The 26227-nt window shown below is 54.5% G+C and carries 28 protein-coding genes; 13 read left to right on the top strand and 15 right to left on the bottom strand.

All coding sequences use genetic code 11. The annotated features are described in order from the left end of the window. The first annotated feature begins 219 nt into the window (after positions 1 to 219). From TH30_RS12335 to TH30_RS22100, 3 genes are all read left to right on the top strand, one after another. A complete protein-coding gene (locus TH30_RS12335; RefSeq protein WP_114098471.1) occupies positions 220 to 453 on the top strand; it encodes an NAD-dependent epimerase/dehydratase family protein in 234 nt (77 codons plus the stop codon). Then, positions 446 to 1369, top strand: a complete 924-nt coding sequence (gene rfbD / locus TH30_RS12330; RefSeq protein ID WP_114098389.1) for a dTDP-4-dehydrorhamnose reductase — start codon at positions 446 to 448, stop codon at positions 1367 to 1369. The genes TH30_RS12335 and rfbD overlap by 8 nt, the downstream gene beginning before the upstream one ends. Positions 1370 to 1435: 66 nt before the next feature. Beyond that, a complete protein-coding gene (locus TH30_RS22100; protein WP_181850259.1) occupies positions 1436 to 1585 on the top strand; it encodes a hypothetical protein in 150 nt (49 codons plus the stop codon). A gap of 51 nt (positions 1586 to 1636) precedes the next feature. On the opposite strand, the gene rfbC is transcribed toward TH30_RS22100, so the two are convergent. Then, entirely contained in the window at positions 1637 to 2194 is a 558-nt protein-coding gene (gene rfbC / locus TH30_RS12320; protein WP_147251985.1) for a dTDP-4-dehydrorhamnose 3,5-epimerase, read from the bottom strand. 101 nt (positions 2195 to 2295) lie between these two features. Between rfbC and TH30_RS12315 the strand changes: the two genes are divergently transcribed. The 3 genes from TH30_RS12315 (at position 2296) to groL (ending at position 6092) form a co-directional block, all read left to right on the top strand. After that, positions 2296 to 3771 (top strand): hypothetical protein, encoded by a 1476-nt coding sequence (locus TH30_RS12315; RefSeq protein ID WP_147251982.1) that lies wholly within the window; start codon positions 2296 to 2298, stop codon positions 3769 to 3771. 320 nt (positions 3772 to 4091) lie between these two features. After that, positions 4092 to 4379, top strand: coding sequence for a co-chaperone GroES (gene groES, locus TH30_RS12310; protein WP_181850257.1), 288 nt, complete (start codon positions 4092 to 4094; stop codon positions 4377 to 4379). 60 nt (positions 4380 to 4439) lie between these two features. Further along, the gene (groL, locus tag TH30_RS12305; RefSeq protein ID WP_114098385.1) at positions 4440 to 6092 is read left to right on the top strand and encodes a chaperonin GroEL; all 1653 of its coding nucleotides are present in this window, start codon (positions 4440 to 4442) and stop codon (positions 6090 to 6092) included. A gap of 129 nt (positions 6093 to 6221) precedes the next feature. Here groL and TH30_RS12300 read toward each other — a convergent pair whose 3' ends face one another. Further along, positions 6222 to 7316: an NADH:flavin oxidoreductase/NADH oxidase gene (locus tag TH30_RS12300; protein WP_114098384.1), complete on the bottom strand. Its 1095-nt coding sequence runs from the start codon at positions 7314 to 7316 to the stop codon at positions 6222 to 6224. Positions 7317 to 7622: 306 nt separating this feature from the next. Between TH30_RS12300 and TH30_RS12295 the strand changes: the two genes are divergently transcribed. Further along, positions 7623 to 8126: an Hsp20/alpha crystallin family protein gene (locus TH30_RS12295; protein WP_114098383.1), complete on the top strand. Its 504-nt coding sequence runs from the start codon at positions 7623 to 7625 to the stop codon at positions 8124 to 8126. Between the two features lie 146 nt (positions 8127 to 8272). Further along, positions 8273 to 8716: a hypothetical protein gene (locus TH30_RS12290; RefSeq protein WP_114098382.1), complete on the top strand. Its 444-nt coding sequence runs from the start codon at positions 8273 to 8275 to the stop codon at positions 8714 to 8716. Positions 8717 to 8782: 66 nt separating this feature from the next. Here TH30_RS12290 and TH30_RS12285 read toward each other — a convergent pair whose 3' ends face one another. Together TH30_RS12285 and TH30_RS12280 are read right to left on the bottom strand one after the other, a co-directional pair. Beyond that, the gene (locus TH30_RS12285; RefSeq protein WP_114098381.1) at positions 8783 to 9559 is read right to left on the bottom strand and encodes a hypothetical protein; all 777 of its coding nucleotides are present in this window, start codon (positions 9557 to 9559) and stop codon (positions 8783 to 8785) included. Between the two features lie 148 nt (positions 9560 to 9707). After that, a complete protein-coding gene (locus TH30_RS12280; RefSeq protein WP_114098380.1) occupies positions 9708 to 10820 on the bottom strand; it encodes a PLP-dependent cysteine synthase family protein in 1113 nt (370 codons plus the stop codon). Between the two features lie 225 nt (positions 10821 to 11045). On the opposite strand from TH30_RS12280, the gene fliN reads away from it, so the two are divergent. Further along, positions 11046 to 11348 carry a flagellar motor switch protein FliN gene (gene fliN / locus TH30_RS12275; RefSeq protein WP_114098379.1) on the top strand — a complete coding sequence of 101 codons (303 nt, stop codon included), beginning with the start codon at positions 11046 to 11048 and terminating at the stop codon, positions 11346 to 11348. A 62-nt stretch (positions 11349 to 11410) separates the two neighbouring features. On the opposite strand, the gene TH30_RS12270 is transcribed toward fliN, so the two are convergent. The 3 genes from TH30_RS12270 to TH30_RS12260 all read right to left on the bottom strand — a co-directional run bounded on the left by TH30_RS12270 (position 11411) and on the right by TH30_RS12260 (position 13164). Continuing rightward, on the bottom strand, positions 11411 to 12187 hold the full coding sequence (locus TH30_RS12270) for a tetratricopeptide repeat protein (protein WP_258548710.1): 777 nt from the start codon (positions 12185 to 12187) through the stop codon (positions 11411 to 11413). 23 nt (positions 12188 to 12210) lie between these two features. Beyond that, positions 12211 to 12567: a DUF2794 domain-containing protein gene (locus TH30_RS12265; RefSeq protein ID WP_114098469.1), complete on the bottom strand. Its 357-nt coding sequence runs from the start codon at positions 12565 to 12567 to the stop codon at positions 12211 to 12213. A gap of 171 nt (positions 12568 to 12738) precedes the next feature. After that, entirely contained in the window at positions 12739 to 13164 is a 426-nt protein-coding gene (locus tag TH30_RS12260; RefSeq protein WP_114098378.1) for a hypothetical protein, read from the bottom strand. Between the two features lie 533 nt (positions 13165 to 13697). On the opposite strand from TH30_RS12260, the gene TH30_RS12250 reads away from it, so the two are divergent. From TH30_RS12250 to der, 3 genes are all read left to right on the top strand, one after another. Next, complete coding sequence (locus TH30_RS12250) at positions 13698 to 14348, top strand: DUF2659 family protein (protein WP_114098376.1); 651 nt, start codon at positions 13698 to 13700, stop codon at positions 14346 to 14348. Positions 14349 to 14461: 113 nt separating this feature from the next. After that, positions 14462 to 15754, top strand: coding sequence for an outer membrane protein assembly factor BamB family protein (locus TH30_RS12245; RefSeq protein ID WP_258548709.1), 1293 nt, complete (start codon positions 14462 to 14464; stop codon positions 15752 to 15754). A gap of 117 nt (positions 15755 to 15871) precedes the next feature. Then, positions 15872 to 17398 carry a ribosome biogenesis GTPase Der gene (der, locus tag TH30_RS12240; RefSeq protein ID WP_114098374.1) on the top strand — a complete coding sequence of 509 codons (1527 nt, stop codon included), beginning with the start codon at positions 15872 to 15874 and terminating at the stop codon, positions 17396 to 17398. 83 nt (positions 17399 to 17481) lie between these two features. On the opposite strand, the gene TH30_RS12235 is transcribed toward der, so the two are convergent. Next, the gene (locus tag TH30_RS12235) at positions 17482 to 17970 is read right to left on the bottom strand and encodes a c-type cytochrome (RefSeq protein WP_258548708.1); all 489 of its coding nucleotides are present in this window, start codon (positions 17968 to 17970) and stop codon (positions 17482 to 17484) included. A gap of 138 nt (positions 17971 to 18108) precedes the next feature. Continuing rightward, on the bottom strand, positions 18109 to 19146 hold the full coding sequence (locus TH30_RS12230; protein WP_114098373.1) for an aldo/keto reductase: 1038 nt from the start codon (positions 19144 to 19146) through the stop codon (positions 18109 to 18111). A 106-nt stretch (positions 19147 to 19252) separates the two neighbouring features. Between TH30_RS12230 and TH30_RS12225 the strand changes: the two genes are divergently transcribed. Further along, positions 19253 to 20158 carry a LysR family transcriptional regulator gene (locus TH30_RS12225; RefSeq protein ID WP_114098372.1) on the top strand — a complete coding sequence of 302 codons (906 nt, stop codon included), beginning with the start codon at positions 19253 to 19255 and terminating at the stop codon, positions 20156 to 20158. 50 nt (positions 20159 to 20208) lie between these two features. Here TH30_RS12225 and TH30_RS12220 read toward each other — a convergent pair whose 3' ends face one another. From TH30_RS12220 to TH30_RS12195, 6 genes are all read right to left on the bottom strand, one after another. Then, positions 20209 to 20922: an SDR family NAD(P)-dependent oxidoreductase gene (locus TH30_RS12220; RefSeq protein ID WP_114098371.1), complete on the bottom strand. Its 714-nt coding sequence runs from the start codon at positions 20920 to 20922 to the stop codon at positions 20209 to 20211. Then, positions 20919 to 22379 (bottom strand): amidophosphoribosyltransferase, encoded by a 1461-nt coding sequence (gene purF / locus TH30_RS12215; protein WP_114098370.1) that lies wholly within the window; start codon positions 22377 to 22379, stop codon positions 20919 to 20921. The genes TH30_RS12220 and purF overlap by 4 nt, the downstream gene beginning before the upstream one ends. A gap of 64 nt (positions 22380 to 22443) precedes the next feature. Then, the gene (locus tag TH30_RS12210; RefSeq protein ID WP_114098369.1) at positions 22444 to 23130 is read right to left on the bottom strand and encodes a CvpA family protein; all 687 of its coding nucleotides are present in this window, start codon (positions 23128 to 23130) and stop codon (positions 22444 to 22446) included. 49 nt (positions 23131 to 23179) lie between these two features. Further along, positions 23180 to 24592, bottom strand: a complete 1413-nt coding sequence (gene radA / locus TH30_RS12205) for a DNA repair protein RadA (protein ID WP_114098368.1) — start codon at positions 24590 to 24592, stop codon at positions 23180 to 23182. A 66-nt stretch (positions 24593 to 24658) separates the two neighbouring features. Continuing rightward, complete coding sequence (locus TH30_RS12200; RefSeq protein WP_114098367.1) at positions 24659 to 25435, bottom strand: ABC transporter ATP-binding protein; 777 nt, start codon at positions 25433 to 25435, stop codon at positions 24659 to 24661. Between the two features lie 17 nt (positions 25436 to 25452). After that, positions 25453 to 26226 (bottom strand): MlaE family ABC transporter permease, encoded by a 774-nt coding sequence (locus TH30_RS12195; RefSeq protein ID WP_114098366.1) that lies wholly within the window; start codon positions 26224 to 26226, stop codon positions 25453 to 25455. Position 26227 lies beyond the last annotated feature (1 nt).

The raw sequence follows: 26227 nt of genomic DNA, 5'->3' as shown, positions 1-26227 counted from the left end.
ACCATCAAGCCGGATGCCTTTGCATCCGGCTTTTTTATTGAGCGGCTCTCATGTGTGTACGCTGGTCGCAGCAACGCCGGGCATGAAAAGTGGCATGAATGCGTTGGAACGCGCCATTAAATTGACGGATTGAACCGCCAATACAGTTCGCAAGTTTTCCATGAATGATTGCAGTGCCTTGCACTGAATTACACGCAGCTTGCAGACAAAGAGTTCACGATGAGAATTATTGTAACAGGCGGTGCCGGTTTCATCGGTTCGGCAGTTTGTCGGCTTCTGGCCGGTCGGGATGACTGTGCAATTCTCAATATCGACAGGCAGCCAGTTTACGTGAGGGGAATGAAAGCGCGCGACTGGTTGCATGCCGATTACCAATCCTCGCGGGAATCCATCCTGAGAAAGCACAATGTGCTTGAACGATCCGGTCTTGGGACGGAGCATCACAATGATTAGGGTACTTGTATTCGGGCAAAGTGGCCAGTTGGCAAGATGTCTAGCACAAGAGGCAACCTGCTTCGCAAATATTGAGTTGAACTTTGTCGGGCGCAGTCGCTGTGATCTTGAATATCCATGGAACATAGCGGAAATCATCGACAAAATGCGCCCGGATATTGTGATCAATGCTGCGGCCTATACTGCGGTTGATCTTGCCGAAAGCGAACCTGATCGGGCTGTTGCCGTCAATGCTACGGCTGTGAAAGTAATGTCCGAGCTAACAGCAAAACATGCAATTCCATTCATTCATTTTTCGACGGATTATGTTTTTGATGGGAGTGCCGTAAAGCCCTATGTCGAGACGGATCGCGTTGCGCCACTGGGAATCTATGGGCAAACAAAGCTTGCCGGAGAACAAGCGGTTCGCGATCTGAACCCAAGACATGTGATTTTCAGAACTTCATGGCTCTATAGCCCGTTTGGCAAGAATTTCGTGAAAACGATGTGCCGCCTTTTGGCCGAGACCGATGAAGTCAAAGTGGTCGATGACCAGATCGGGTGCCCGACAAGCGCATATGATCTGGCGCACGGCGTCTTGCAGGTCCTGCCTGCTTTCGTTACGGAGAGGTCTCCCGCATTTGGCACCTATCATGTTGTATCGGATCAACCATTAAGCTGGTGCGCTTTTACCCGTCGCATTCAGGTCCTTGGCGCAGATGTATTCGGACCTGAATGGCCGGGGGGGGATCGTCGCATCACACCCATTAGCACGGATCAGTTTCCAAGCAAGGTCAAGCGACCGGCCTATTCCGTCTTGTCAAACCGGAAGGTCCGGGAAGCCTTGGGCGTCAATTTTCCTTCGATGACTGAGAGCCTCGGACGTGTGCTGACCGATCTTAATAAGGTGACTGCCACGCGCAAGAGGATCTTCTGACTGGCGGCACCAGATAGTGTCTTGATTTGTCGGTGCTGGTTGTGACAAAGCAATTCCAGCCTGTCTATGGCAAGCCGACTGACAACATTGATGTTTGCCTGTTTTGCCCAAGACCCGGAACGCTATGGCGTCGTCGAGTTCGATCACAATGTCATTGATGTTAACCGGTCTATAAGGCCATCCACCCGTGACGAGTTCGAAATCACGAGCGGATGACAAGGCGTATCTGCAAGCCGTGTTGAAAAACTACGATCAGATCGAGGGTCGTCAGAAATCCGGGTCATTGCAGTAATCGGCAAAGCTCATTGCCGCCGCATCCTTGGCAGACAGGGTCACGTCATCAGCACCGAATGGCCAGGAAATACCGATGTCGGGGTCGTTCCACATGATTGCCCGTTCGCTTTCAGGCGCGTAAGGAGCAGACACCTTGTAAATGACTTCTGTATCAGCTTCGAGCGTTGCGAAACCGTGGGCAAATCCCTTGGGAACAAAGATCTGGTTCCAGTCATCAGCGCTGAGTTCAGCAGAAACCCATTTGCCAAAGGTCGGCGAATTTTTGCGAATATCGACGGCGATATCAAGGATGCGACCATGAACAACGCGGACGAGTTTGTCCTGGGCAAAGGGCGGGCATTGGTAATGAAGGCCGCGTAAAACCCCGGCTTCGCGCGAAAGTGAATGATTGTCCTGAACAAATTCGACTGAAATGCCTGCTTGGTTAAAGCGTGACTGACTGTAGGTTTCGGAGAAGAAACCCCGTTCGTCACCAAACTTTCGCGGAAAGAGCAACTTAATGTCGGTGATATCAAGTGTTTCAATCTGCAATGTTTCGACCCTATGCTGTGTTTTGTCGTCAGATGAAGGTTGGCTCAAAGGTGTTGCTGGTCCAGCCGCTCGCGTTTTGTCCGGATATGAAAGGGCAGTCGATGCAATTTCGTTTGCGCTATGTTCCGGTGCTTCTTGCTGGTTTTCTCTCAGCATGTAGTAGCCATCAAAGTGGCGTTTCTGTGGTCTCGTCACCAAGTTGTTCGCAGCAGCTCCGCGAGTTCGATGCGTTGATTACTGATCAGGGACAACGAAACATCGGTGCGGCACCTGTTGCCGGATACCGGTTTCTGCGGGCCAACCGAAATTCGGTGCTGATGGGCAAGCAGGTCGGGACCGCCATAGCGCAAGGCGCTCAGGGCGAGCTGTTGTTTGCCGACTGGGTGGCGCAGATGCGCGCACTTGATCGTGACGCGCGGGCAGACGAGCTGCGCAATCTTCCTGTTGCTGCGGAACTGTCTCTGACAGAAGTCGAAAACTGTGCGAGTCAAATGGCTGCGGGACTGACCATTGGTGATTACGCGTCGTTGTCCAAGGCGGTTTTCGTGCCTGATGACTATCTGGATTTTCAACGCATTGCCGGGTTTTATCCGCTTACAGCCTTTGCCGCGCATTTTGGCTATGAAAGCTGGAAGCGTGATAATTTTGGAAGCTTTGATCTGTCCGAAGAGGCCTTGCAGGCTTCTGGTCCCTGGCAGCGCTATCGTGCAGACGGGCAGGGAGATGCAGGGCAAGACGCCATTGCGATCAAAGCAATTGAAGAAGATGCCTTTGGCCGGATCATACCAACGCATGCCGAGCTCAAATCGCTTGCCGAACGCTATGCGCCGGAATTTCGGATACGCACGCTGACAAGCAGTGATCGTATCGGTACACCGGCTCTGCCATCGCGTGAGGGCTTGTCGATTGTCGATCTTGATCGCCCTGCAATCTATTACCGGCTCAGCCATACCTGGTTTAATAACCAATGGCGTCCGCAAATCATCTATTCGGTCTGGTTCCCCGAGCGACCGGCACAGGGAATGTTTGATATTCTCGCCGGGCATCTTGATGCATTGATCTGGCGCGTCACCCTTGATGGAGAAGGGCATCCTCTGATTGCGGACAGCATTCATGGGTGTGGCTGCTATCATATGTTCTTCCCGACATCGTCATTGCAGCGAATTGTGGCACCCGAAGATGGTGATATTCGCGAGACGGCTGAAAGCCCGGCCGGTGCTGTACCGTCGGCGACCCTTGCCCGTCCGGTGCTGTGGGTTGATGCGATCAGTCACTATCTTTTGGCCGTGACTCCGGAAAATTCAGACGTGAAGACCCTGGCGCCCATAAAGGCATCAATGCAGCCAGAGCAATCACTTGCGAGCATTCCGCTCAAAGATGGCAGCGGATATGAAAGCCTTTATGATGAAGACGGTTTCGTCCCGGGCACCGAAAGAATGGAACGTTTCATCCTGTGGCCAATGGGGGTGGACCGGCCCGGCGCAATGCGCCAGTGGGGGCATCATGCAACCGCCTTTGTCGGACGCCGACATTTTGATGAGCCAGCATTGTATGAGCGCTATTTCGAACTTCGCTGACTGAATGTTGCGATCTTGTAATTGCAAGGGCATGTGGGTCGGTTCGCAGCGAAATATTTTTGTACGGCAGGGTTGTGCGGGTTGATAGAAAATGGTGTGATCAGCAGCCCTTCCTGGAAGACGGTTTTTTGTTCGGTTTGAATCACCGGAAATGCGTAAAAATCGTGACATTTCTGCGTCTTTTTACATCTTCCTATTGACTTTAAACAGGCACTCCAATAAATGCTGTTAGCACTCGCCGGGGGTGAGTGCTAATACGGGCTCATCCCGGTTAGTCTTAGTTATTAACGAGCCTTAGCTTTAACACGGAGTTGTCTAAAATGAAGTTCCGTCCGCTGCATGATCGAGTACTGGTACGTCGTGTCGAGTCTGACACCAAAACTGCCGGTGGCATCATTATTCCGGATACCGCCAAAGAAAAACCGCAGGAAGGCGAAGTCGTCGCTGTTGGTTCTGGCGTTCGCAAAGAAGATGGCTCGGTCGTAGCCCTCGACGTCAAGGCAGGTGACAAAGTCCTGTTCGGCAAATGGTCGGGTACCGAAGTCAAGGTCGACGGCGAAGAGCTGCTGATCATGAAAGAATCCGACATCATGGGCATCATGGAATAAGTCAGCCCTTTGGGTGACTTAAGTCCACGTTCATCCGTCTCATAGAGAGGAAAGAATATTATGGCTGCTAAAGAAGTAAAATTCTCCACCGATGCACGCGCCAAGATGCTGCGCGGTGTCGACATCCTGGCAGATGCTGTCAAGGTGACCCTCGGCCCGAAAGGTCGTAACGTTGTTATCGAGAAGTCCTTTGGCGCTCCGCGCGTAACCAAGGACGGTGTTTCTGTCGCCAAGGAAATCGAACTTTCTGACAAGTTCGAAAACATGGGCGCACAGATGGTTCGCGAAGTTGCGTCGAAAACCGCCGATCTGGCTGGTGACGGCACCACCACCGCAACCGTTCTGGCACAGGCAATCGTTCGTGAAGGCAACAAGGCTGTTGCTGCCGGCATGAACCCGATGGACCTGAAGCGCGGTATCGACCTCGCGACCTCCAAGGTTATCGAATCCATCCAGGGCCGTGCACGTAAAGTTGCTGGTCGCGATGAGATCGCTCAGGTTGGTAACATCTCTGCTAACGGTGACCGTGAAGTCGGCGACATGATCGCTGAAGCCATGGAAAAAGTTGGCAACGAAGGCGTTATCACCGTTGAAGAAGCAAAAGGCCTGCACACCGAACTCGACGTTGTCGAAGGCATGCAGTTCGATCGTGGTTACCTGTCTCCGTACTTCGTAACCAACCCGGAGAAAATGGTTGCAGAAATGGATGCTCCGTACATCCTGCTCTTCGACAAGAAAATCTCCTCGCTGCAGCCGGTTCTTCCGCTGCTCGAAGCTGTTGTTCAGACCGGCAAGCCGCTTCTGATCATTGCTGAAGACATCGAAGGCGAAGCTCTGGCAACCCTGGTTGTCAACAAGCTGCGCGGTGGTCTGAAAATCGCTGCTGTCAAAGCACCGGGCTTCGGCGACCGTCGTAAAGCAATGCTCGAAGACATCGCGATCCTTACCGGTGGTCAGGTTGTTTCCGAAGATCTCGGCATCAAGCTTGAAAGCGTTACGCTTGACATGCTCGGTACCGCGAAATCGGTTACCATCACCAAAGAAGAAACCACCATCATTGATGGCGCTGGCGAGAAAGCACAGATCGAAGGCCGTGTTGCCCAGATCCGCGCTCAGATCGAAGAAACCACCTCTGATTACGATCGTGAAAAACTGCAGGAACGTCTCGCGAAACTCGCAGGCGGTGTTGCAGTGATCAAGATCGGTGGCGCTTCGGAAATCGAAGTTAAAGAACGCAAAGACCGTGTTGACGATGCTCTGCACGCGACCCGCGCTGCTGTCGAAGAAGGCATCGTTGCTGGTGGCGGTACGGCTCTTCTGTACTCTGTCCGTGCGCTTGACGGTCTCGAAGGTGAAAACCATGACCAGACCATCGGTGTTGACATCGTTCGCCGTGCCCTTCAGGCACCGGTTCGTCAGATCGCAACCAACGCTGGCGTAGACGGCGCGGTTGTTGCTGGTAAACTGCTTGAGCAGGACGACATCGAGTTCGGTTATGACGCTCAGAAGGGCGAATACACCAACCTGATCAAAGCTGGCATCATCGACCCGGCCAAAGTTGTTCGTACTGCCCTGCAGGACGCAGCTTCGGTCGCTGGTCTGCTGATCACCACCGAATGCATGATCGCCGAGAAAGCCGAAGACAAACCGGCTGGCGCACCTGACATGGGTGGCATGGGTGGTATGGGCGGCATGGGTGGCATGGGCTTCTAAGCCTTACCAACCAACCGACCTTTGCACTACAGGAAGGGCTCCGCAATTGCGGGGCCCTTTTTGCATGCAGCTCAGAGAAATAAAAAAAAAGCCCGGCACATTGTTGTGCCGGGCTTTTGGTGGTTCAGATCAGCCAAACAGCTTTTTAAGGCTGCGCGGCTGACAGCGCAGATATTGCGGGGCAGCTTTGACTTCGGCCCCAAGGGTTGCTGCGGCGTGCCAGGGCCAGCGCGGGTCATAAAGGATGCCGCGCGCAAGAGCGATGGCATCGGCCTGACCGGTAAAGGTGATGGCTTCTGCCTGTTCGGCCTCGGTGATCAGGCCAACCGCAATGGTGGTCATGCCGGTTTCTGCCTTGATACGGGCTGCAAACGGAACCTGATAGTTCGGGCCAAGCGGGATTTTCTGATCAATGTGCAGACCGCCGGACGAAACATCAATGAAATCGCAACCGCGTGCATGAAGCAGTTTGGCAAGTTCGACGCTTTGATCAATGTCCCAGCCGTCATCAACCCAGTCGGTGGCCGAAATACGGATACCCAGCGGGTAGTCGGTGCCGACTTCTGCGCGGATGGCGTCATAAATCTCAAGAACGATGCGCACGCGGTTTTCAAACGATCCGCCATATTCATCGTCACGCTTGTTCGAATGGGGGGACAGGAACTGATGGAGCAGATAGCCATGGGCAGCGTGGATTTCGATGGCATCAAAACCGATACGGATCGAGCGTTTTGCGCTTTCGACAAAGGCCTGCACGATTTCGGAAATGCGCGACTTTGAAAGGGCTTCGGGGATCGGGTCGCCCTCGCGGAACGGAACAGCCGACGGTGCGCAAACTTGCCAGCCATTGGCATGATCCGGTGACAGTGCATGCCCACCCAGCCAGGGTTTCTCGCACGATGCCTTGCGTCCGGCATGGGCCAGTTGAATGGCGACCGGCATGTCAGAGTGGCTGCGTACCGCAGAAATGGTTCTGGCAAGGGACGCTTCGGTTTCGTCATCCCACAGACCTACATCGCCATAGGTGATGCGACCTTCGGGTTCAACGGCTGTTGCTTCGATAATCAAAAGTCCTGCGCCCGACTGGGCAAGGTTGCCCAGATGCATCGGATGCCAGTCCGAGGTTTTGCCGTTTTCAGCTGAATACTGGCACATCGGCGCAATGATGACGCGGTTGTCCAGGGCAAGCTTGCCCAGTGACAATGGTGAGAAAAGGGTACTCATGGATCTTCCTTGTTAGGGAGGTCGGCCATAAGCCGACAAACAATGAGAAGAAGCTAATCCGGTCAGGGGATGAGTGCCAGTCTCTGATTTGATTTTTCGAAAAAAGTTCGTCCGGATAATGTGTTATTGGCCATTCAGGTCGGCGGAATGCAAAAAAAACAAAAAAAATGCATGACGCCACTTGCGGAAAAAATCCTGTGCTCTATCTCAAGTTTGCAAAGGGGCATGGTGCCCTGATACGCGTCAAGGTTGCAGCCTGGTCTGGACTGATGGCGCAAGAATACTCGTCTGTAATGGAGGGTACTAATGACTGGTCTTCAGACTCTTAATGGATCCGCACGTCGTCTTGCAACTGCACCGACCTATGGTGATCCTTTCTCGCTTCTTTCCCGTGATTTCGATCGTATGATTGGCTCGATCTTTGGTGATCGTGCAACTGCATCAAAGGCGGTTGCAGATGGTCAGGAAGCAGCTCAAACTCTGTTGAGCCCGCGTATCGATGTCCACGAAACCGAAGATCATATCGAACTGTCTGCCGAACTTCCCGGCGTTGAGCAGGATGATGTGGATGTGTCGGTTCTCGACGGTGTTCTGACCATCACCGGTGAAAAGAAATCCACCCGTGAAACCAACGAAGGTGCCCGCGTTGTTGAACGCAGCTTTGGCAGCTTCAAACGGTCATTCCGTCTGAATGATACCATTGATGTCGATAACATCACGGCGTCGTTCAAGAATGGTGTTCTGGTGCTTACTCTCCCCAAAGTAGCAGAACAAAAGCCCGAGCCGCGCAAGATTGCTGTGAACGGCTAGGACTTGTCTGTCTCTCCTCCCTGAGAAGCTTTCCCTGTCTTGCCTGACGGGCGGTACTTACCGCCCGTCTTTTTTTGTCTGGCTGCTCACATGCGATGAGGCTCCCCGTCTTCTGGTGCATCCGGATTATCAGAGGAGAAAGCCCGATGAGCAGTACGCTTGGCGATTTGGCCAATGATTATGCAGCCGCATACAAGGCCGATATCGCGTCCTTTCGAACTGAAACGCAAACCGAACAGCTTTGCGCCATTGCCACGCGCGTCGCACAAAGCTGCTCGGCCGTTGAAACCAGCAGCAAGCCTGTTTCAGTTGCGCAAAGCGAGATTTCCGGTGCGATCATCATCGGCGAGGCAACCGCGAAAAAGCTTACCAAGGATGATGCCGCCTGGATTGCACGGCAGGCTGCTGTCAGTCAGACCGATCTGCGCAAGAAGGCCGAAGAACAGCAGGCACGTGACCTGACCCTTCTGTCCAGTCTCAAGGAACTGTCGGAGAAGCTTGAAGGCACCGGCGCAACCGATAGCGGTTATGAGCAATCGGTCGAAGGATTTGAAGACACGCTTGCATCCGGCGCGCTGGTGGCTTCTTAACGCCGACGGCGCATTCATTGAGGCCGGTCCCGTGCAGTGTTGTCGGGACCGGCCTTATTCTTGTCATTACGGGGTCGGCAGGGCGTTTTGGGTGTTGATCAGATTATTGGTATTCCACCAGTTCTCGATGCGATCAGCAAAGGCCTTGTTATCTGATGCAGCCCACTGGTTTTTCCTGAGTTCGAGATAGGTGAAGGTGCCACCGGCATCATATCCCTCGCCAGCCCAGTCGCGCCGTACCCGAATGGCCGCGACCACGTCCTTATAAGCGACATTAAGGACCGCAAGCTCGCGCGCATAAAGGTTCTGGCGTGCCATCTGGCGTTCGGTCGCGCCAAACCTGGCAGCATTGCCATAGACCCGTTGCTGGATGGAATAGGTGGGGCACCAGTATCCACGCAAACGCACGCAGTAAACCCATGTCTCGGCAGCAGGATCCGGCTGATCAGGAACCTTTGGCGGGAAGAGGGCACCGATTTCATGCGTACCTGACAGACACACGGCCGTATAATGCGCAAGATCCTGATCCGCCTTGCGATAAACAATGGCCGGGGTTGCGGGGGATGTCCCGCGCCGGGAAAAGCCGTGGCCGAAAATTTCATCGGGGGGGCGCGTATCCCCGCGCCATGCATAAAGGGCCCGGCTGCTTTGGGATGTGTTACGTTTCAGATCGGGTGGCACCCAAAGATAGTCGACATAGGCAAATACAGAACGTTCATTTGACAGCAAAGCCCAGAAATCATCTGCGCAATTTGTCCCGTAAACCTTTTGTGTCTGGCCAGAATTTTCGAGATCCACATTCTCGATATAAAGCTCGATACCGCCGATTTTCTCTGTTGTCATGTCATGCCTCGTTTAAATCACTCCGATGCATTCCGACGGTGAGACAATGAAGCTGTGAGAAACGGGTAAACCGGGTCTGGACAAAAGCAAAAGGCCGGGTATGTGATCACCCGGCCTTAATTTGAATTCAGGAAACGGCTGGAGCCTGTCAGGCTTTGCGATACCCGGTCTTGTGATCTAGCGGCATGTCAAGAAGCCCGGTCGCATCAAACTGTTCAAGTGCTGATGTCCAGGGGGCGAGGTCGATATTCTGTGCCTTGATCCATTCCGGATTGTAATAGGTGTCGCAATAGCGATCCCCGCCATCACACAACAAGGTCACGACCGATCCGGTTTGCCCGGCCTTTTTCATTTCCGTGATCAGCGACAGGGTGGCAATCAGGTTGGTGCCGGTTGACCCGCCGCAGCGACGGCCAAGATGACGTTCAAGATAATGCAGGGCGGCAAAGCTTGCGGCATCGGGAATGCGATACATGCGATCGACAACGGTCGGATTGAAGCTTGGCTCGACACGGGGACGGCCAATGCCCTCGACGCGCGATCCCTTGGTGCCGGTCACCGAACAGTCGCCGGTTTCATACGCATCATAAAAGACCGAGTTTTCCGGATCCGCCACGCAAAGCTCGCAGCCTTGCCCCAATGTCCGGCCATAACGGACATAGCGACCGATGGTCGATGATGTGCCGCCCGTACCCGCACCGACGACAACCCAGCGCGGAACCGGATGGGGTTCACGTTTAAGCTGATCAAAGATGCTTTCGGCAATGTTGTTATTGCCGCGCCAGTCGGTTGCGCGCTCGGCATAGGTGAACTGGTCCATGTAATGGCCGTCAAGTTCGCGCGCCAGGCGTTGGGATTCTTCATAGATCTGACCGCTGTGATCTACCAGATGGCTTTCACCGCCATAAAATGCGATCTGGTCGATTTTCTGTTGCGAGGTCGATTTCGGCATCACGGCGATAAAACGCAGGCCAAGCAGGCGTGCGAAATAGGCCTCTGACACGGCGGTTGATCCGCTTGATGCCTCGATAACCGGCGTGTCCCTGGTGATCCAGCCGTTGCACAGGCCATAGAGAAACAGCGAGCGCGCCAGACGGTGCTTGAGACTGCCAGAAGGATGGGTCGACTCATCTTTAAGATACAAGCCAATCCCGTCAAGTTTCGGCAGATCAAGGCGGATCAGGTGGGTGTCTGCCGACCGGTTGAAATCAGCTTCGATCTTGCTGATGGCGTCAGCCACCCATTGGCGGTCATATGTCATTTAACATCCTGGCGTCAGGTTGGATCACATCATGGCGATCATGAAAATCGCGAATGGGCACTTGTGTAGGGGATTATAATACAAAAAACTACAGTGAAATTGTGTCGATACATTTTGGCGATCTGACAATTTTTAAGAGATTGGGCTTGCTAACACTTTTTTCAAAGCTAACCTTTATAATTCAAGGTTCCCGATTCCTTCGACCAGACCGGATGGCGCTAAATCATGGCTGTTGACGATAAAGACCCGTTTTCCAAGCGACATGGTGCATCAGAAATTGGTGCGGCCTATGACGTGCCGGTGCGCGTTTCGACGGTGATTGGCAAAAGCCAGATTCAGGTCGCGCAATTGATGCGTCTGACCCGTGGTGCGGTTCTTGAACTTGACCGTCGGGTTGGGGAACCCGTTGATATCTATGTCAATAACCGGCTGGTTGCGCGTGGCGAGCTGGTGGTGGTGGACGAAAATCTTGGTGTGACGATTACCGAAGTGGTCAAGACCGGCACAATCATCGAGACCCATCATTAGACGCGATACTGCCAGACAGACAGGCACGGGATAGAAGTTTTAAGGCCGCATGATGCGGCCTTTTAATTTGGAATGAATCCTTCCGTCTGAAGACGTTTGTCGATGCGCGTGATTTCCTCAGGACGCAGGCGGGCTTCAAGTGCCGAGACCGCGGCCATCGGGTCCATCGGGGTTTCAAGGTTCAGGCCCGGCGGCAAGGTGATCGGGCCAAGTGTGGCGCGCCTTAGCCAGTAATAGGCTTCTGCCTGGTTTTCTTCCTGCCCCCAGCCGCGTTCAAGCAGGGCGCCATACATGAACTGGGCGGCGTGATTGTCGGCCTTTGCGCCAAGTTCGAAATAGTGGGCCGCTTCTACAAAGTTCTGACGCACACCGCGCCCGTGGAAATATTGCGTGCCAGTCAGAAAGGCAGCATCCCCGTTTCCGGGATCAGCTTGCAAGGCGCGCTTGAAATATTCAGTGGTGCGGAATTGGTCATAATTCACGCCGTGCCCGTTGTAATACAAAAGCCCGATATAATAGATCGCGCCGCTATGATTGGCGCGCGCGGCCTTTTGAAACCATTTGACGGCTTCCGGATAATCGGGGCGTCCCATGTCTCCGCGATAGTTCAAAAGTCCCAGCGCATATTGTGCATAAGGGTCATCATTCAGGGCTGCGATTTCCCACTGCTGTCTGGCTTCGCTGAAGTCCCCGGACTGATAGGCGTAATAGCCGGTCTGATATTCGCGGCTCATTTTGCTGGCTTGGGCGGGGGTAGGCGTAAGGGCCAGCAAGAAGGCTGAGCTGATCAGGGCCGCAAATGTTGCGAGCCTGATGGCAGTCGAAACAGGGAGACGCACTTTTTTGTCCGCTTTTTTTGTAATCAGGAATTGTTTTTAAACAGCGGGACGACTTTACGCGCGCGCTTTTCGATGGCCTCAAGAACGTTGGTGATATCAGAACTTTGCTTGATTCGCTCGCCACTATGAAGTGCCAGATATTGTCCGGCATTCTTGTGTTCGCTGCCCAGCTTGATCACGGTGAAAAGCGGTGTTTCATGCGTGGAACGGAAAATCGAAAACATTGCCATGCCGTCAAGATGGTCAATCGCGTAGTCGCGCCAGGCACCACTTGCAACCTGGCGGGAATAGGTATTCATGAGCCGCATCAGTTCGGACCGGTCAAAATGTACAAAGCTTTTGGCTTTGCGATATTTTGCCAAATCGAACAGTGTTCCCATGTCATTCTCCGACAATGTGATCGTCTGGTTGCCCTGACCTGAAAGCAGAACATGACAGCCATATGACACGGTAGCGCGGATTGACTTTCGTCTCAAGTTTCAATGGGCATGAACCGGTTCACAACGCGTGTGACCGGTTTGAATATCATAGGAAAATCAGGTGATTGGCTGTTAAAGGCTGCGTGATCTCGTCGGCGGCCAGTCAACGGTTTGTGCCCCGGTATTATAGGGGTCAGGCGTGCGATAGCAATTGACGGCTGCCAGCGTACGATAGCAATAAAGCGGGGTTTCGGGGACCGGATCCTTTTTGCAATAGGATTTGCCGTCAAGCTTGCGGATGGTTGAGCAATCCTGACCGGTCGAAAGCGACACCACATGGTCAATCAGGGTTTTGTCGGTATTGATGATACTGACAACGTCAAAGGCCAGATACCATTCCCCGCCTGTAAAGATGCTGGTTCCGGCAATGTCAGACATTGTGGTGCTGCAGCCAGAAACGCCGGTTCCCAACAATGTTGCAAACAGCCCGGCCAGAATACGTTGTCGAATGACACGCTTGGCATCATGCCGGCTATACACTTTCTGACGACGTTCCATGGTGTCTCCGTCCATCTACCGGGCAATTTTGACCGATAGCATTGTGAAATCTGTTCCCTTGACTGTTAACAAAGCAAGCCCCGTGCCGGATTTGTCGTCATCTGTCCCTGTTCTTGTCATATGGGCAGGGTTAGGTTTGTTTTCAGTCGTTTTGGAGCTTTTCGCTGATCATTTTATGGTGCTGATGATGTGTGGAAAATCTTTCAAACCGGTTTAAATCCGCCTGATCGGTCCGCGGGAACAGGCAATTCTTTCCCTGCATCGGTAAATTTGCCCCGATTTTGCCCAAAATGCGGACTTAACTGCTGGATGAAAAAGTACGGAAACAAGCTTTGCACTGGCCAGATACAGGCCAGATACCTGCTTCATGCCGGCCATATAGCCGCAATCGGGCAAAATAATTGGCCGATTGCCGGGTTTGGCTTCGAGCAGACTTGACCCTGTACGTGCTGGCGCGTTAAATCCTTGCCAGAATTAATTCAGATAAGCGGGCAGGTTGCCCGCTTTATTGTGACCGGATTGGAGCCGTTTTCGTGGTTGATATTTTCCAGGAAGTCGAAGAAGACCTGAAGCGCGAACGCACAGAAGAACTGTGGCGCAAATACGGGAAATATGTCATCGGCACTGCTGCTGTGATTGTGTTGGGGGTTGCCGGTCGTGAAGGCTGGAAAACTTATGAACACACCACCAGCATCGAAAATGGCACCCGCCTTGCCAATGCTGTCGAACTGGCAAATGCAGGTGACGACAAACAGGATGCCGCGCTCGAGGCGCTTGATGCGATTATTGCCGACGGAAATGCCGGTTTTGTTGCCCTTGGTCATTTCCAGAAAGCCGCAGTTTACCTGCGTGCCGGTGCCGTTCCGTCCGCAGTAACCGAACTTGAAGCGATTGCTGGCAACTCCGAAATTGATGACGTTTACCGTGATCTTGCCGTGGTTCAAATTGCGATGAACAGCGCAAATGAAACCAATGCCAAGGACCTGATCACGCGTCTTCAACCGATCGCGGTTCCGGAAAACGCCTGGTACTATTCAGCGCGTGAGATGATTGCCTTGCTGCATGTTGCCTCGGGTGAAGTTGATGCAGCCAAACCGCTTCTGACGGAAATTGCCGATGACAATGAAGCACCGTCAGGCATGCGCGCACGCGCAAGTGAACTTCTCAAGGCCGTTGGTGCCTAACAAGGTCCAGACAGGATGGCCGGGAACAAACCCGGCCACCGTGACGACAGCTTGAATCAGGGGAAACGGTTTTGACCACACGCGGTATTAAGTCAGTTCTGTGCGTAATGGGAATGACAGGCCTTTTGGCCGGGTGTTCGGGTTGGCTTGGTGGCGAAGAAGAACCGCCATTGCCGGGTGAACGCATTTCGGTTCTTGCCCTGCAAAGCACAGTTCAACCCGATGTCGAACTGTCTGACCAGCGTGTGATCCTTCCCGAACCCGAACCGATGGTCGACTGGCCGCAGAATGGCGGCTATCCGAGCCATGCCCTGCATCATGTCGGTCTGGATAATGACGTTCTCAAGCAGGACTGGTCGATTGATATCGGCGAGGGGTCAATGGATGACAACCTTTTGCTTAATCAGGCGATCATTGCGCGCGGTGTGATCTTTACCATTGATGCCAGTGCCGAAGTGCGTGCCTTTGCTGCCAATAACGGCAAACGAATCTGGTCACTTGAACTGGCGCCCGAAGACGAAGAGGACAGCACGCTTCTTGGCGGTGGTCTGGCCTATGAGCGCGGGATCATCTATGCCACCACCGGCTTTGCCGAGATCGTTGCCATTGATGCACCAAGTGCCAAGGTTCTGTGGCGCAGCCAGGTCAGTGCACCGATGCGTTCGGCGCCGACAGTGCGCGGTGGTCGTGTCTTTGCCATTACCATTGATAACCAGACCATCGCGCTCAATGCGATGACCGGTGAAACGCTTTGGAACCATCGTGGTGCAGCCGAAGGCGCATCCTTTATCGGTGGTGCAAGCCCGGCGGTTGATCAGGGTGTGGTGATTTCGGCCTATTCGACGGGCGAGATTTATGCCCTTCGTGTTGAAAACGGTCAGGTGATCTGGTCGGATGCACTGGCTGGTGCAGGACGTACCGATGCGGTGTCGGCAATCGCCGATATTCGCGGTCTTCCGGTCATTGATGATGATCTTGTGATTGCGACAAGTAACTCCGGTCTGACCGTTGCGATTGATCTTCGTACCGGCTATCGGGTCTGGGAACTGGAGGCCGGTGGCATCCAGTCGCCATGGGTGGCCGGCGATTACGTATACCTGCTAACCAACACAAATGATCTGATTGCCTTGCGTCGGAAGACCGGACAGGTTAAATGGGTGACGGTTCTGCCACGTTTTGTCGATCCCGAAGACCAGGAAGAGCCGATTGTCTGGACAGGTCCGGTACTGGTCGGTGACAGGTTGATCGTAGGTAACGAGCAGGGCGAAGTGATGACTGTTTCCCCTTATAGCGGTGACATTCTCGGCAAGGATGAGGTATCCGGGCCGATCACATTGCCGCCATCGGTTGCGGGTGACAGCCTTTACTTCCTGACTGCGGATGCCGATCTAATCGCATATCGCTGATCAGTCAGTTCGAACATAGAGTTTTTCGCAAGGTTTCCTTGCAGGATTTGCGATGCGCCGAGGGCAGTGAAAGCCGTCGGCGCATAACGCCTTTTATAACGAGAGTCTGAAAGTCAGATGTCGCTTAAAGTTGCCATTATCGGTCGCCCCAATGTCGGGAAGTCGACCCTGTTTAACCGTCTGGTCGGCAAAAAGCTGGCTTTGGTGGACGACCAGCCTGGCGTGACCCGTGATCGCCGCTATGGAAAGGCGCGTCTGGGAGATATGTCGTTCGACATTATCGATACCGCCGGTCTGGAAGAAGCATTCGATGATTCGGTCGAAGGCATGATGCGCCAGCAAAGCGAGAAGGCGTTCGAGGAATGCGATGTTGCGCTGTTCCTGATCGATGCCCGTGCAGGCCTGACCCCGCTTGATAACCATTTTGCCGACTGGCTGCGCAAGCGCCATAAACCGGTCTATGTCATTGCCAACAAACACGAAGGCAAGGATCAGGATCCGGGTCTTTACGAGGCCTATGGCCTTGGTCTTGGCGATGTCGCACCAATTTCAGCCGAACATGGTCTTGGCATCGAGCTTCTGTATGATTTGCTCGAACCCCATTGGAAAGAATGGAAAGACCGCGAACGTGTCGCCAAACAGCATGCCCGCGAAGCGGCGGCCGAGGCGGCTGGTCTGGAAGATGACGATAGCGACGATCTGATTGACGAAGATGGCTTTGCCGATGACGAGGGCGAGGTCTTCCCGTCCTTTGAAATCGAATTTGACGAAGATGACGAAGACGAAGATGGTGAACTGATCGTCGAAGGATCGCGCGATAATTCGAAAATTCAGCTGGCAATCGTTGGTCGCCCGAACGCAGGAAAATCCACACTTCTCAACCAGCTTCTGGGTGAAAATCGTGTGATGACCGGCCCGCAGGCGGGCCTGACCCGTGATTCGATTGCGGTTGACTGGTCCTATGAAGGTCGTCCGATCCGTCTGGTCGATACAGCGGGTATGCGCCGCAAGAAAAAGATCGATGACCGTGTCGAACGGCTTTCGGTTGCCGATACCCTGCGCGTCATCCGGTATGCGCAGGTCGTTGTTCTGATGCTTGATGCGACCAATACCCTGGACAAGCAGGACCTGACGATTGCCCGTATGGTACTTGAAGAAGGTCGTGCCCTGATCATCGCGGTCAACAAGTGGGATGCTGTCCGCGACAAGGCAGAAGTGATGCAGGCCCTGCGTGACAAGCTTGATACGTCTTTTGCACAGGCCAAGGGTATTCCGGTTTTGGCATTCTCGGCATTGACCGGGCGCGGCACCGACAGCCTGATGCCAACCGTGCTTGATCTTCACGATATCTGGAGCCGCCGTATCCCGACTTCACAGCTTAACCGCTGGCTGGAAGCAACCACCGAACGGCATCTGCCGCCGGTCATTTCGGGGCGTCGTATTCGCCTGCGCTATATGACCCAGGCGAAATCGCGTCCGCCAAGCTTCTTTATCAACTGCTCCAAGGCGGCTGAACTGCCCGAAAGCTATACGCGTTACCTGATCAATGGCTTGCGCGAAGATTTCGACATGCCCGGCGTTCCGATCCGTATCTATCTGCGCAGCAGTGATAACCCTTATGCCAAGAAGAAAAAGAAACGCTAGTTTCGGGACTTCTTGTTCAACACATGAAAAAGCCGCCCTTGGTCAACAGGGGCGGCTTTTTGTCCGTCTGTATCGCGGACTGATCAGTTTTTGGGGATCGACGGACCGTTATCGATGATTTCGCGGATATGTTCGGGCAGGTCTTCTTCGGTGAAGCTTTCCTGAATGTCACCATCCTGCACAAAGGCAAAGATATCGGCGATGTCCTGTCCGGAAAAATCAATCTGATAGCCAAGGTCGGCCTGTTGCAGATGAAGCATTGATTCTGCACCGCGCCACATGCGTGCAAAGAACTCGAACGGTTCACGCGCGATATTCATGTTGGATGCATCAAGTCCGGGGCCGATATCGCCCCCGACATTGTTGACTGCATGACAAACCACGCAGCCACGCTCCGCAAACAGGTCCTTGCCGCGTTCTGCATCCATTTCGCTTATGGCGGCGCTCGTGGAGCCGTTGTCGGCTGCTTGCGCCTCTGTGGCATTTGGCAGGGTCAGGGGTGTTGCAATGATCAATGCCAGGCCAAAAGTCCCCAAAGGAGAAAGAATGCAGTTACGAAGCGCCTGTTTCATGGCTATTCCCAGATTGTTTGTTGCGGGTTGCGGCCATGCTAACGACCCGGGGCGGGTAAATGCAATCAATTGATGGTGCAGGCAAATTTTAAATGGTCTCCCGGGTCATGAGTGGGGATCATCACCCGGGAAAACGGCCTAGTGTCGGGCAGGCGGATTAAGCAGCGCAAAGCCATCCTGCGTGTAATAGGGATAATGCGGATAGGGCGGTGTGCGATCACTGACCCGGTTAAGACGGGCGATCTGACCCTTGTCGAGCGACCAGCCGATTGCGCCAAGATTATCAATCAGCTGTTGCTGATTGCGTGCCCCGATAATCACCGAGGAAACGGTGGGGCGTTGCAACAGCCAGTTAATGGCAACCTGCGGAACGGTTTTGCCGGTCTCGACCGCGATCTCGTCAAGAACATCAATGATGTCATAAAGTTTTGCGTCATCGACGGGCGGGCCGAACTGACTGGTTTCATGCAAACGGCTTTGGGTCGGGGCGGGTTTGTTACGGCTGATCTTGCCGGTCAGCCGTCCCCAGCCAAGCGGGCTCCAGACCAGTGCGCCAAGTCCCTGATCCTCGCCAAGGGGCATCAGGTCCCATTCGTAATCCCGACCAACCAGTGAATAATAAACCTGATTGGCAACATAGCGTGACAGACCGTGGCGCTCAGCAATCGAAAGCGATTTCATGATCTGCCATCCGGCAAAGTTTGAAACCCCGATATAACGGATTTTCCCGGCCCGGATCAGATCATCAAGGGTAACAAGAACTTCCTCGATCGGTGTATGGGCGTCAAAGGCGTGAAGTTGCAGCAGATCGATATAATCGGTGCCAAGGCGCGACAGTGCCTGTTCGGTCCCGGCAATCAGGCGGCTGCGCGCGGTGCCATAGTCATTGGGGCCCTGACCCATCGGCAGGCCGAGTTTGGTTGAAATCATGACCTGATCGCGCCGTCCCTTGATCGCCTGACCCAGAACGGTCTCGGATGCGCCATCGGAATAAACATCGGCACTGTCAAAAAGACTGGCCCCATGTTCGAGGCAGATATCAATCAGGGATGCGGCTTCGCGGGCATCCGTTGTGCCCCAGTTCGAAAACAGCGGACCTTGTCCGCCAAAGGTGCCCGTGCCGAGCGAAAGGGCGGGAACCCGAAGGCCGGACCGGCCCAGTTGCCTGTATTCCATATTCAGTCTCCTGAGAGGTGATCGTTTGAACTGGTGCGAATATGGACAGGGGATCAATTTTCAACTAGTACGACCTAAGGAACATTATTTGTGAGTTGAATTCCAAATGGCGCGTCTTGACACAAACCGGTCCGGGGAAATGGAAGTCTATGTCCGTGTGGTCGAACGGGGCGGGTTTTCTGCCGCGGCGCGTGACTTCAAGATGACACCATCTGCCGTCAGCAAACTTGTCGGGCGGCTCGAAAGCCGCCTTGGCGTGCGGCTGCTCAACCGGTCGACGCGGAAATTGCAACTGACACCGGAAGGCCAGCGGTTCTACGACCGTGCGGTCAATGTTCTGGCGGAACTGAGTGATGCCGAGGACGAAGCGGCAAGGGCCGTTCAGCCGCGTGGCAAGCTTCGCGTCAGTGTGAATATGCCGGTCGGCTTGTATCGCATCTTGCCGCTTGTTCCGGTTTTTCAGGCGCGCTTCCCCGATATCGATCTTGATATCACCGTCAGTGACAAGGTTGTTGATTTGTACGAGGAACGGGCAGATGTCGCCATTCGCAGTGGTCCTTTGCCGTCATCCGGCCTGATTGCGCGCAAGCTGGGACAATGCCGCATGGTGATTGTCGCCTCGCCGGATTATCTGGATGGGGCTGGTACGCCCCGTAATGTCGAGGATTTAAGTGAGCATCAATTGATCGGCTATAACTTTCCGCGTGCGATCAGTGAATGGTCGTTTGATGATCACGGGACGATCAAGACAGTCATGCCCGGTGGCAAGGTCTGTGTCGGGGATGCGGAAAGCGCGCGTCAGCTGGCCGTTGCGGGTGGTGGCGTTGCCCGTCTGGCGGCTTTTCATGTCAGAGACGATGTGGATGCAGGAAGGCTATGTGTGCTGCTTGAGGCGTTTAACCCCGGCGGCGGCGTTGATATTCATGCTGTCTATGTCGGGCAGGGCGGGCTTATGCCTGCGCGCGTCCGGGCATTCCTTGATTTCTGTATTGAGAATGTCGATCTGAACTGAAAAAGGCCGGGCAAAATACCCGGCCTTTGAAAATTGCGCTGGTTTGAAGCTTAGTAAGCGTCAACCACTTCGCCATGTTTGGTGCAACTGGCTTCTGCCAGATCAACAAACACGTCGGTGATGCTGTCAGGTGTCGGAAGCGACTGCGGATCTTCACCCGGATAGGCTTCTGCACGCATTTTGGTGCGGATACGCCCCGGATTGACCAGATTGACACGGACCTTGCTATCATCAAGCTCCTGCGCATAGGAAAGCACAAGGGCCTCAAGGGCCGCCTTGGTGGCAGCATAAAGCCCCCAGAAAGCACGGCCCTTTGCCGATGCGTTCGAGGTCACGAAAATCGCACGGCCAGCATCGGAAAGCTGCAGCAGCTTGTCGACAGTACGGATCAGACGGAAGTTCGACGTCACATTGGTTGCAACGGTATTGTCGAAAATCTGCGTGTCGATATGGCCAACCGGTGCCAGTTCCCCCAGAAGGGCGGCATTGCCAACAACGATATCAAGCTTGCCGAACCGTTCAAAAATGGTCGGGCCAATGGCATCAACCTTTTCAAACATGGTCAGATCAATCGGAAGCAGCGAAATCTTGCCACCTGCGTCGGTAACTTCGTCGCTCAGTTCTTCAAGCGCGCCGACATTGCGACCAATCGCGATGACATGTGCGCCTTCGGCGGCAAAGCGTTTGGCAACAGCATAACCGATCCCGTGCGAGGCACCGGTAATCAGTGCCACGCGCCCTTCAAGACGTTTGGTTTCGGTCATGCAGATTGCCTTTCAACCAGCTGGCTCAGCTTGCGATCCTTGTTTTCGGCATTGTGATCCGTCAGACGGATCGGATAGTCGCCGGTAAAGCAGGCATCACAGAATGCCGGGCTGTCATTGTCGCGGCCCGGAAGACCGGTCGCACGATACAGACCGTCAATGGTGACAAAGGCAAGGCTGTCCACACCAATAATCTTTGCCATGCTTTCGATGTCGTGATTGGCCGCCATCAGCTTGTCTTTGGACGGGGTATCAACGCCATAGAAGCACGGGTTCATGGTCGGCGGGCTGGTGATGCGCATATGGACTTCGGCGGCACCGGCCTGACGGACCAGATCAACAATCTTGGTCGAGGTGGTGCCACGCACGATCGAGTCATCAACCAGAATAACGCGCTTGCCCTTAAGCTTGCCGGGGTTGGCGTTATGTTTCAGCTTCACGCCAAGATGGCGGATCTGATCGGTCGGTTCGATGAAGGTACGGCCGACATAGTGGTTGCGGATGATGCCCAGTTCGAACGGGATACCGCTTTCGTCGGCGTAGCCAAGGGCGGACGGAACACCTGAGTCGGGGATCGGCACGACAACGTCGGCTTCAACAGCAGACTCACGGGCCAGTTCACGACCGATATTCTTGCGCACGTCATAAACGCTTGTGCCTTCGACGATACTGTCGGGGCGGGCGAAATAGACATGCTCGAAAATGCAGAAGCGTGATTTGACCGGTTTGAACGGCTTGATCGAACGAAGACCTTCATCGGTGATTTCGACGATCTCGCCCGGTTCGATGTCGCGGATGAATTCCGCGCCAACAATATCCAGACCGACCGTTTCCGACGACAGGATATAGGCATCATTGAGCTTGCCGAGAACCAGCGGGCGGACACCAAGCGGATCACGTACACCGATCAGTTTCTTCTGGGTCATCACGACCAGAGAATAGGCACCTTCGACCTGACGAACCGCATCGATCAGGCGATCAATGATTTTCTCGTACAGGCTGGTTGCGATCAGGTGAATAAAGGTTTCGGTATCCGAGGTCGACTGGAAGATCGACCCGCGTTTGACCAGACGGTCACGTACCGCAAGCGAGTTGGTCAGGTTACCGTTATGGGCAATCGCCAAACCGCCAAATTCAAAATCGGCAAAAAGCGGCTGAACGTTGCGAAGGCCTTTGCCGCCTGCGGTGGAGTACCGCACATGGCCGACGGCACGCTGGCCGGGCAGGCTTTTGATTACGTCTTCCGAACCAAAGATATCACCAACCTGGCCAGAAGCCCGGTGGGCAGGAAAATCTTCGCCGTCATAGGAAACGATACCAGCAGCTTCCTGTCCGCGGTGTTGCAAGGCATGAAGGCCAAGAGCCGTCAGAGCCGCCGCATCGGGGGAGCCAAAAACGCCAAAGACGCCACATTCTTCACGTAGCTTGTCGTCATCAAATGGATTGGTGGTCAGCATGAGTGGGTTCCGCTCTCTCGCCGGTGGCGCACGGACAACGTATTCTCTACGAAACCCACACGCCTCACTCGTTAGTGGTCGCCTCAATCAGGCGATCCAAATCATCGCGCGAGGGCCTTGTATACCCGTTTAGGGGCTTGGGTCCAGTCCCTTTTGGTTCCGGACCAAGAAGTTGACGATAGGTTTGCTCATTTGCATCGGCCTTGCGCTGAGCGCGCTCAAGCTCTTGGGCCGTGGTATCGAAAATTTCGTCAGGAGCCATGCGCATAATGAGGAACGCACCTTCCTCAAGAACCGGGCGTGTGCGGGCGTCGCGAACCCAGTCAGGTTGCGAATCTGCGGGCAGAAGCCAGGACAATGCCAAAAAGCCGATACAGACGATCAGGGCGCCGCGCAAAAGACCAAAAACAAAGCCCAGCGTGCTGTCGAGACTATCAAGACCGGAATTCTGAACAGCCCGACCGATCCGGCCGCTGATGAACGAGAAAATCAGAAACGTGATCAGAAACAGGCCAACACCGGTTGCAAGATCGGCAATCAGTTCGGACGGGATCAGATCGCGCACATAGGGTCTGGCAACCGGATAGCCATAAAGCGCGCACAGACCAGCCCCCAGCCAGCCCATCATCGACAAGGTTTCATGGATAAAGCCACGGAAAAAGGCAAACACACCCGAGATCAGCAAGATGCCGACAACAATCAGGTCAAACACATCGCGTGCGCCAAGATCGGGTAGGGCGGAGAAATCCATCTGTTCTTAAACCTTGTCAGTCAATCAGTCTGGGGACGCACGGGCGGGCTCAATACATGCCTTCGCGCGGGCGTACCTTGTCGCGGACATCGTCGCCGAATAGATTTACCAAATCCTGAAGATGGCCGATTTCGGTCTGATTGAGGCCCTTGATCGACAGCTTCTTCTTGCCCTGTGTCCCGTTTTTGGGGGTATAGGCATTGCCAAAGCCAAGTTTGGTGGCTTCTTTGAGCCGCGATTCGAGTTGTCCGACCGGACGAACTTCGCCCGAAAGACCGATTTCACCAACAATCACGGTCTCGGCAGGAACCGGGGCATCTGCCACGGCCGAAATAAGGGCGGCGGCAACCGCCATATCGGCGGCCGGTTCGCCAACCCGCAGGCCACCAGCGACATTAAGATAAACGTCAAACTGGCTGAGCGGCAATCCGCAACGGGCATCAAGGACAGCAAGGATCATGTTCATGCGCGCAGAATCCCAGCCAACAACCGCACGGCGTGGTGTCGCAAGGGCCGATTGCGCGACCAGCGCCTGGATCTCGACCAGCATCGGACGGGTGCCTTCCAGCCCAGCAAAGACCGCCGTGCCACTGACCGGTGCTTCGCGATCGGCAAGAAACAGGGCAGACGGGTTCGGAACTTCAACCAGACCGGCATCGCCCATTTCAAACACGCCAATTTCATCGGTGGCGCCAAAACGGTTTTTCACCGCGCGCAGAATGCGGAACTGATGGCCACGTTCGCCTTCGAAATACAGAACCGTATCGACCATATGTTCCAGAACGCGCGGTCCTGCGATCTGGCCTTCCTTGGTGACGTGACCGACCAGAAGCACGGCAAAGCCCTTGCGCTTGGCAAGGCGGATCAGTTCCAGTGCACAGGCGCGGACCTGTGACACTGTGCCCGGCGCGCTATCAAGGGTGTCGGCATACATGGTCTGGATGGAGTCAATGACCACGACTTCGTGGCTGCTGGATTCAAGGGTGGTTATGATATCACGCAGGCTGGTCGCAGCAGCAAAATCGACTTTGGACTTCTCAAGCCCCAGACGGGCCGCACGCATGCGAACCTGGTCAACCGCTTCCTCGCCCGAGATATAGGCGCATTTGTGCCGGGCGGCCATCGCGCCAACAGCTTGAAGCAGGATTGTCGATTTCCCGATCCCCGGATCACCACCGACCAGCAATGCCGATCCCGGTACAAGTCCGCCACCACAGGCGCGATCAAGTTCGGTGATGCCGCTTATGATGCGTTTGGGACTGGCACTTTCGCCCTCAAGGGCGACGAATTCGATGGTTTTACCCTTGGCACCACCGGCAATGCCACCTGCGGCCTTCGGGCCGGTTTCAACGCGTTCTTCCTCGATGCTGTTCCATTCGCCACATCCATCGCAACGGCCGGTCCATTTGCGGTATTCGGCACCACAGTTCTGACAGATGAAACGGCTTTGGGTTTTGGCCACAGAATGCTCCGATGGTCGTTAAGGTGGTCAGTAAATGCTTTGCAGGTGTTCGGGGCTTCAGGCGGACTAGAGATGCTTGAGATCAAGCTCCAGCGGGCCTTCGATATCACCGGCAACGAACTGCTTCAAATAGGGGTTGTCGGACTGATCAATTTCGCTGACCGGACCATCCCAGATGATCTTGCCCTGATAGAGCATGGCGACGCGATCAGCGATCTTGCGCGCACTTGCCATATCATGGGTGATGGTCATCGCACTGGCACCAAGTTCGCGGGTGCATTTGACAATCAGGTCATTGATGATGTCGCCCATGATCGGGTCAATGCCGGTGGTCGGTTCGTCAAAGAACAGGATTTCCGGCTCGGTCGCAATGGCGCGGGCCAGACCGACACGTTTTTGCATGCCACCTGACAAAGATGCCGGTGACATATTGGCAATTTCCGGACCCAGCCCGACGTCGGCAAGGCGTGCAATGGCAACGTCACGTGCGTCACGCGGTTTCATGCCGCGTCCTTCGATCAGGCCAAAGGCAACATTTTGCCAGACCGAAAGGGAATCAAACAGGGCAGCGCCCTGAAACAGCACGCCGGTTTTCGCAAGCATTGCGTCGCGTTCTGCCTGGCTGGCATCGGTCATCTCGACACCGTCAACGGTGATCGATCCCTGATCCGGGTTCAGAAGGCCCAGCACGCATTTCAGCGTTACCGATTTGCCGGTGCCCGATCCGCCGATGATGGCAACGGATTCACCCGGCGCAACGTCAAGATCTACACCCTGAAGCACCTGTTTGGGGCCAAAGGCCTTGTGAACATTGCGAAGCGATATTTTGGCAGGGCTGGTCATGATGCGTTCACCGGCCCTTATCGCGAAAAGAAGAGTTCGGTGACGATATAGTTCGAAATCAGGATCAGGATGGAACTTGATACAACCGCATTCGTCGTCGCCTGACCAACGCCCTGCGCACCGCCACGCGAATGATACCCGTGATAGCAGCCCATCAGCGTGATGATGAAGCCGAACACCGCCGCCTTGACCAGACCCGAGACAACATCAAGCTGTTCAAGATACTGGAACGTGTTGCGGATATAGGACCCGTCATTAAAGCCAAGCTTGTTCACACCAACCAGATAGCCGCCAAGAACCCCGATAATATCCCCGATCAGAACCAGAACCGGCAGGGTGATCAGGCCGGCAATAACGCGCGGAACCACCAGATATTTGAACGGATTGGTCGAAAGGGTGACAAGCGCGTCGATCTGTTCGGTAACCCGCATGGTGCCGATTTCAGCTGCAATTGCTGCACCGACACGGCCAGCCACCATAAGACCGGCCAGAACCGGACCCAGTTCGCGGGTCATAGAAATGACAACCACGGTGGCAACGGCACTTTCGGCAGAAAAGCGCGAGAACCCCGAATAGGATTGCAGGGCCAGAACCATCCCGGCAAACAGGGTGGTCATGGCAACCACCGGCAACGAGAAATAGCCGATCTCGCGCATCTGTTTGAAAATGAGACGGAAATAGATCGGCGGCGTAACCATATGGCCAACCGTCCGACCTGCAAACACCGTCACGCGACCAACAAGGGCCAGAAAGGTCAGAAAGATATGGCCAACCGGCGCAAAGATCGGCATC

Origin of the sequence: Thalassospira profundimaris (assembly GCF_003326795.1) — a bacterium.
Taxonomy (GTDB): domain Bacteria; phylum Pseudomonadota; class Alphaproteobacteria; order Rhodospirillales; family Thalassospiraceae; genus Thalassospira; species Thalassospira profundimaris_C.
This window is presented reverse-complemented; position numbering and strand designations above follow the sequence as displayed.

Bases quoted from the DNA above. Each gene is read 5' to 3' on its own strand.
- TH30_RS12260 (WP_114098378.1), bottom strand. From the start codon at position 13,164: ATGGAACGTCGTCAGAAAGTGTATAGCCGGCATGATGCCAAGCGTGTC.
- TH30_RS12280 (WP_114098380.1), bottom strand. From the start codon at position 10,820: ATGACATATGACCGCCAATGGGTGGCTGACGCCATCAGCAAGATCGAA.
- fliN (WP_114098379.1), top strand. From the start codon at position 11,046: ATGGCTGTTGACGATAAAGACCCGTTTTCCAAGCGACATGGTGCATCA.
- TH30_RS12300 (WP_114098384.1), bottom strand. From the start codon at position 7,316: ATGAGTACCCTTTTCTCACCATTGTCACTGGGCAAGCTTGCCCTGGAC.
- TH30_RS12265 (WP_114098469.1), bottom strand. From the start codon at position 12,567: ATGGGAACACTGTTCGATTTGGCAAAATATCGCAAAGCCAAAAGCTTT.
- TH30_RS12245 (WP_258548709.1), top strand. From the start codon at position 14,462: ATGACAGGCCTTTTGGCCGGGTGTTCGGGTTGGCTTGGTGGCGAAGAA.
- TH30_RS12335 (WP_114098471.1), top strand. From the start codon at position 220: ATGAGAATTATTGTAACAGGCGGTGCCGGTTTCATCGGTTCGGCAGTT.
- TH30_RS12295 (WP_114098383.1), top strand. From the start codon at position 7,623: ATGACTGGTCTTCAGACTCTTAATGGATCCGCACGTCGTCTTGCAACT.
- TH30_RS12315 (WP_147251982.1), top strand. From the start codon at position 2,296: ATGCAATTTCGTTTGCGCTATGTTCCGGTGCTTCTTGCTGGTTTTCTC.
- TH30_RS12230 (WP_114098373.1), bottom strand. From the start codon at position 19,146: ATGGAATACAGGCAACTGGGCCGGTCCGGCCTTCGGGTTCCCGCCCTT.
- TH30_RS12235 (WP_258548708.1), bottom strand. From the start codon at position 17,970: ATGAAACAGGCGCTTCGTAACTGCATTCTTTCTCCTTTGGGGACTTTT.
- purF (WP_114098370.1), bottom strand. From the start codon at position 22,379: ATGCTGACCACCAATCCATTTGATGACGACAAGCTACGTGAAGAATGT.
- TH30_RS12195 (WP_114098366.1), bottom strand. From the start codon at position 26,226: ATGCCGATCTTTGCGCCGGTTGGCCATATCTTTCTGACCTTTCTGGCC.
- TH30_RS12210 (WP_114098369.1), bottom strand. From the start codon at position 23,130: ATGGATTTCTCCGCCCTACCCGATCTTGGCGCACGCGATGTGTTTGAC.
- TH30_RS22100 (WP_181850259.1), top strand. From the start codon at position 1,436: ATGGCAAGCCGACTGACAACATTGATGTTTGCCTGTTTTGCCCAAGAC.
- der (WP_114098374.1), top strand. From the start codon at position 15,872: ATGTCGCTTAAAGTTGCCATTATCGGTCGCCCCAATGTCGGGAAGTCG.
- TH30_RS12285 (WP_114098381.1), bottom strand. From the start codon at position 9,559: ATGACAACAGAGAAAATCGGCGGTATCGAGCTTTATATCGAGAATGTG.
- TH30_RS12225 (WP_114098372.1), top strand. From the start codon at position 19,253: ATGGCGCGTCTTGACACAAACCGGTCCGGGGAAATGGAAGTCTATGTC.
- groES (WP_181850257.1), top strand. From the start codon at position 4,092: ATGAAGTTCCGTCCGCTGCATGATCGAGTACTGGTACGTCGTGTCGAG.
- rfbD (WP_114098389.1), top strand. From the start codon at position 446: ATGATTAGGGTACTTGTATTCGGGCAAAGTGGCCAGTTGGCAAGATGT.
- TH30_RS12200 (WP_114098367.1), bottom strand. From the start codon at position 25,435: ATGACCAGCCCTGCCAAAATATCGCTTCGCAATGTTCACAAGGCCTTT.
- groL (WP_114098385.1), top strand. From the start codon at position 4,440: ATGGCTGCTAAAGAAGTAAAATTCTCCACCGATGCACGCGCCAAGATG.
- TH30_RS12290 (WP_114098382.1), top strand. From the start codon at position 8,273: ATGAGCAGTACGCTTGGCGATTTGGCCAATGATTATGCAGCCGCATAC.
- TH30_RS12220 (WP_114098371.1), bottom strand. From the start codon at position 20,922: ATGACCGAAACCAAACGTCTTGAAGGGCGCGTGGCACTGATTACCGGT.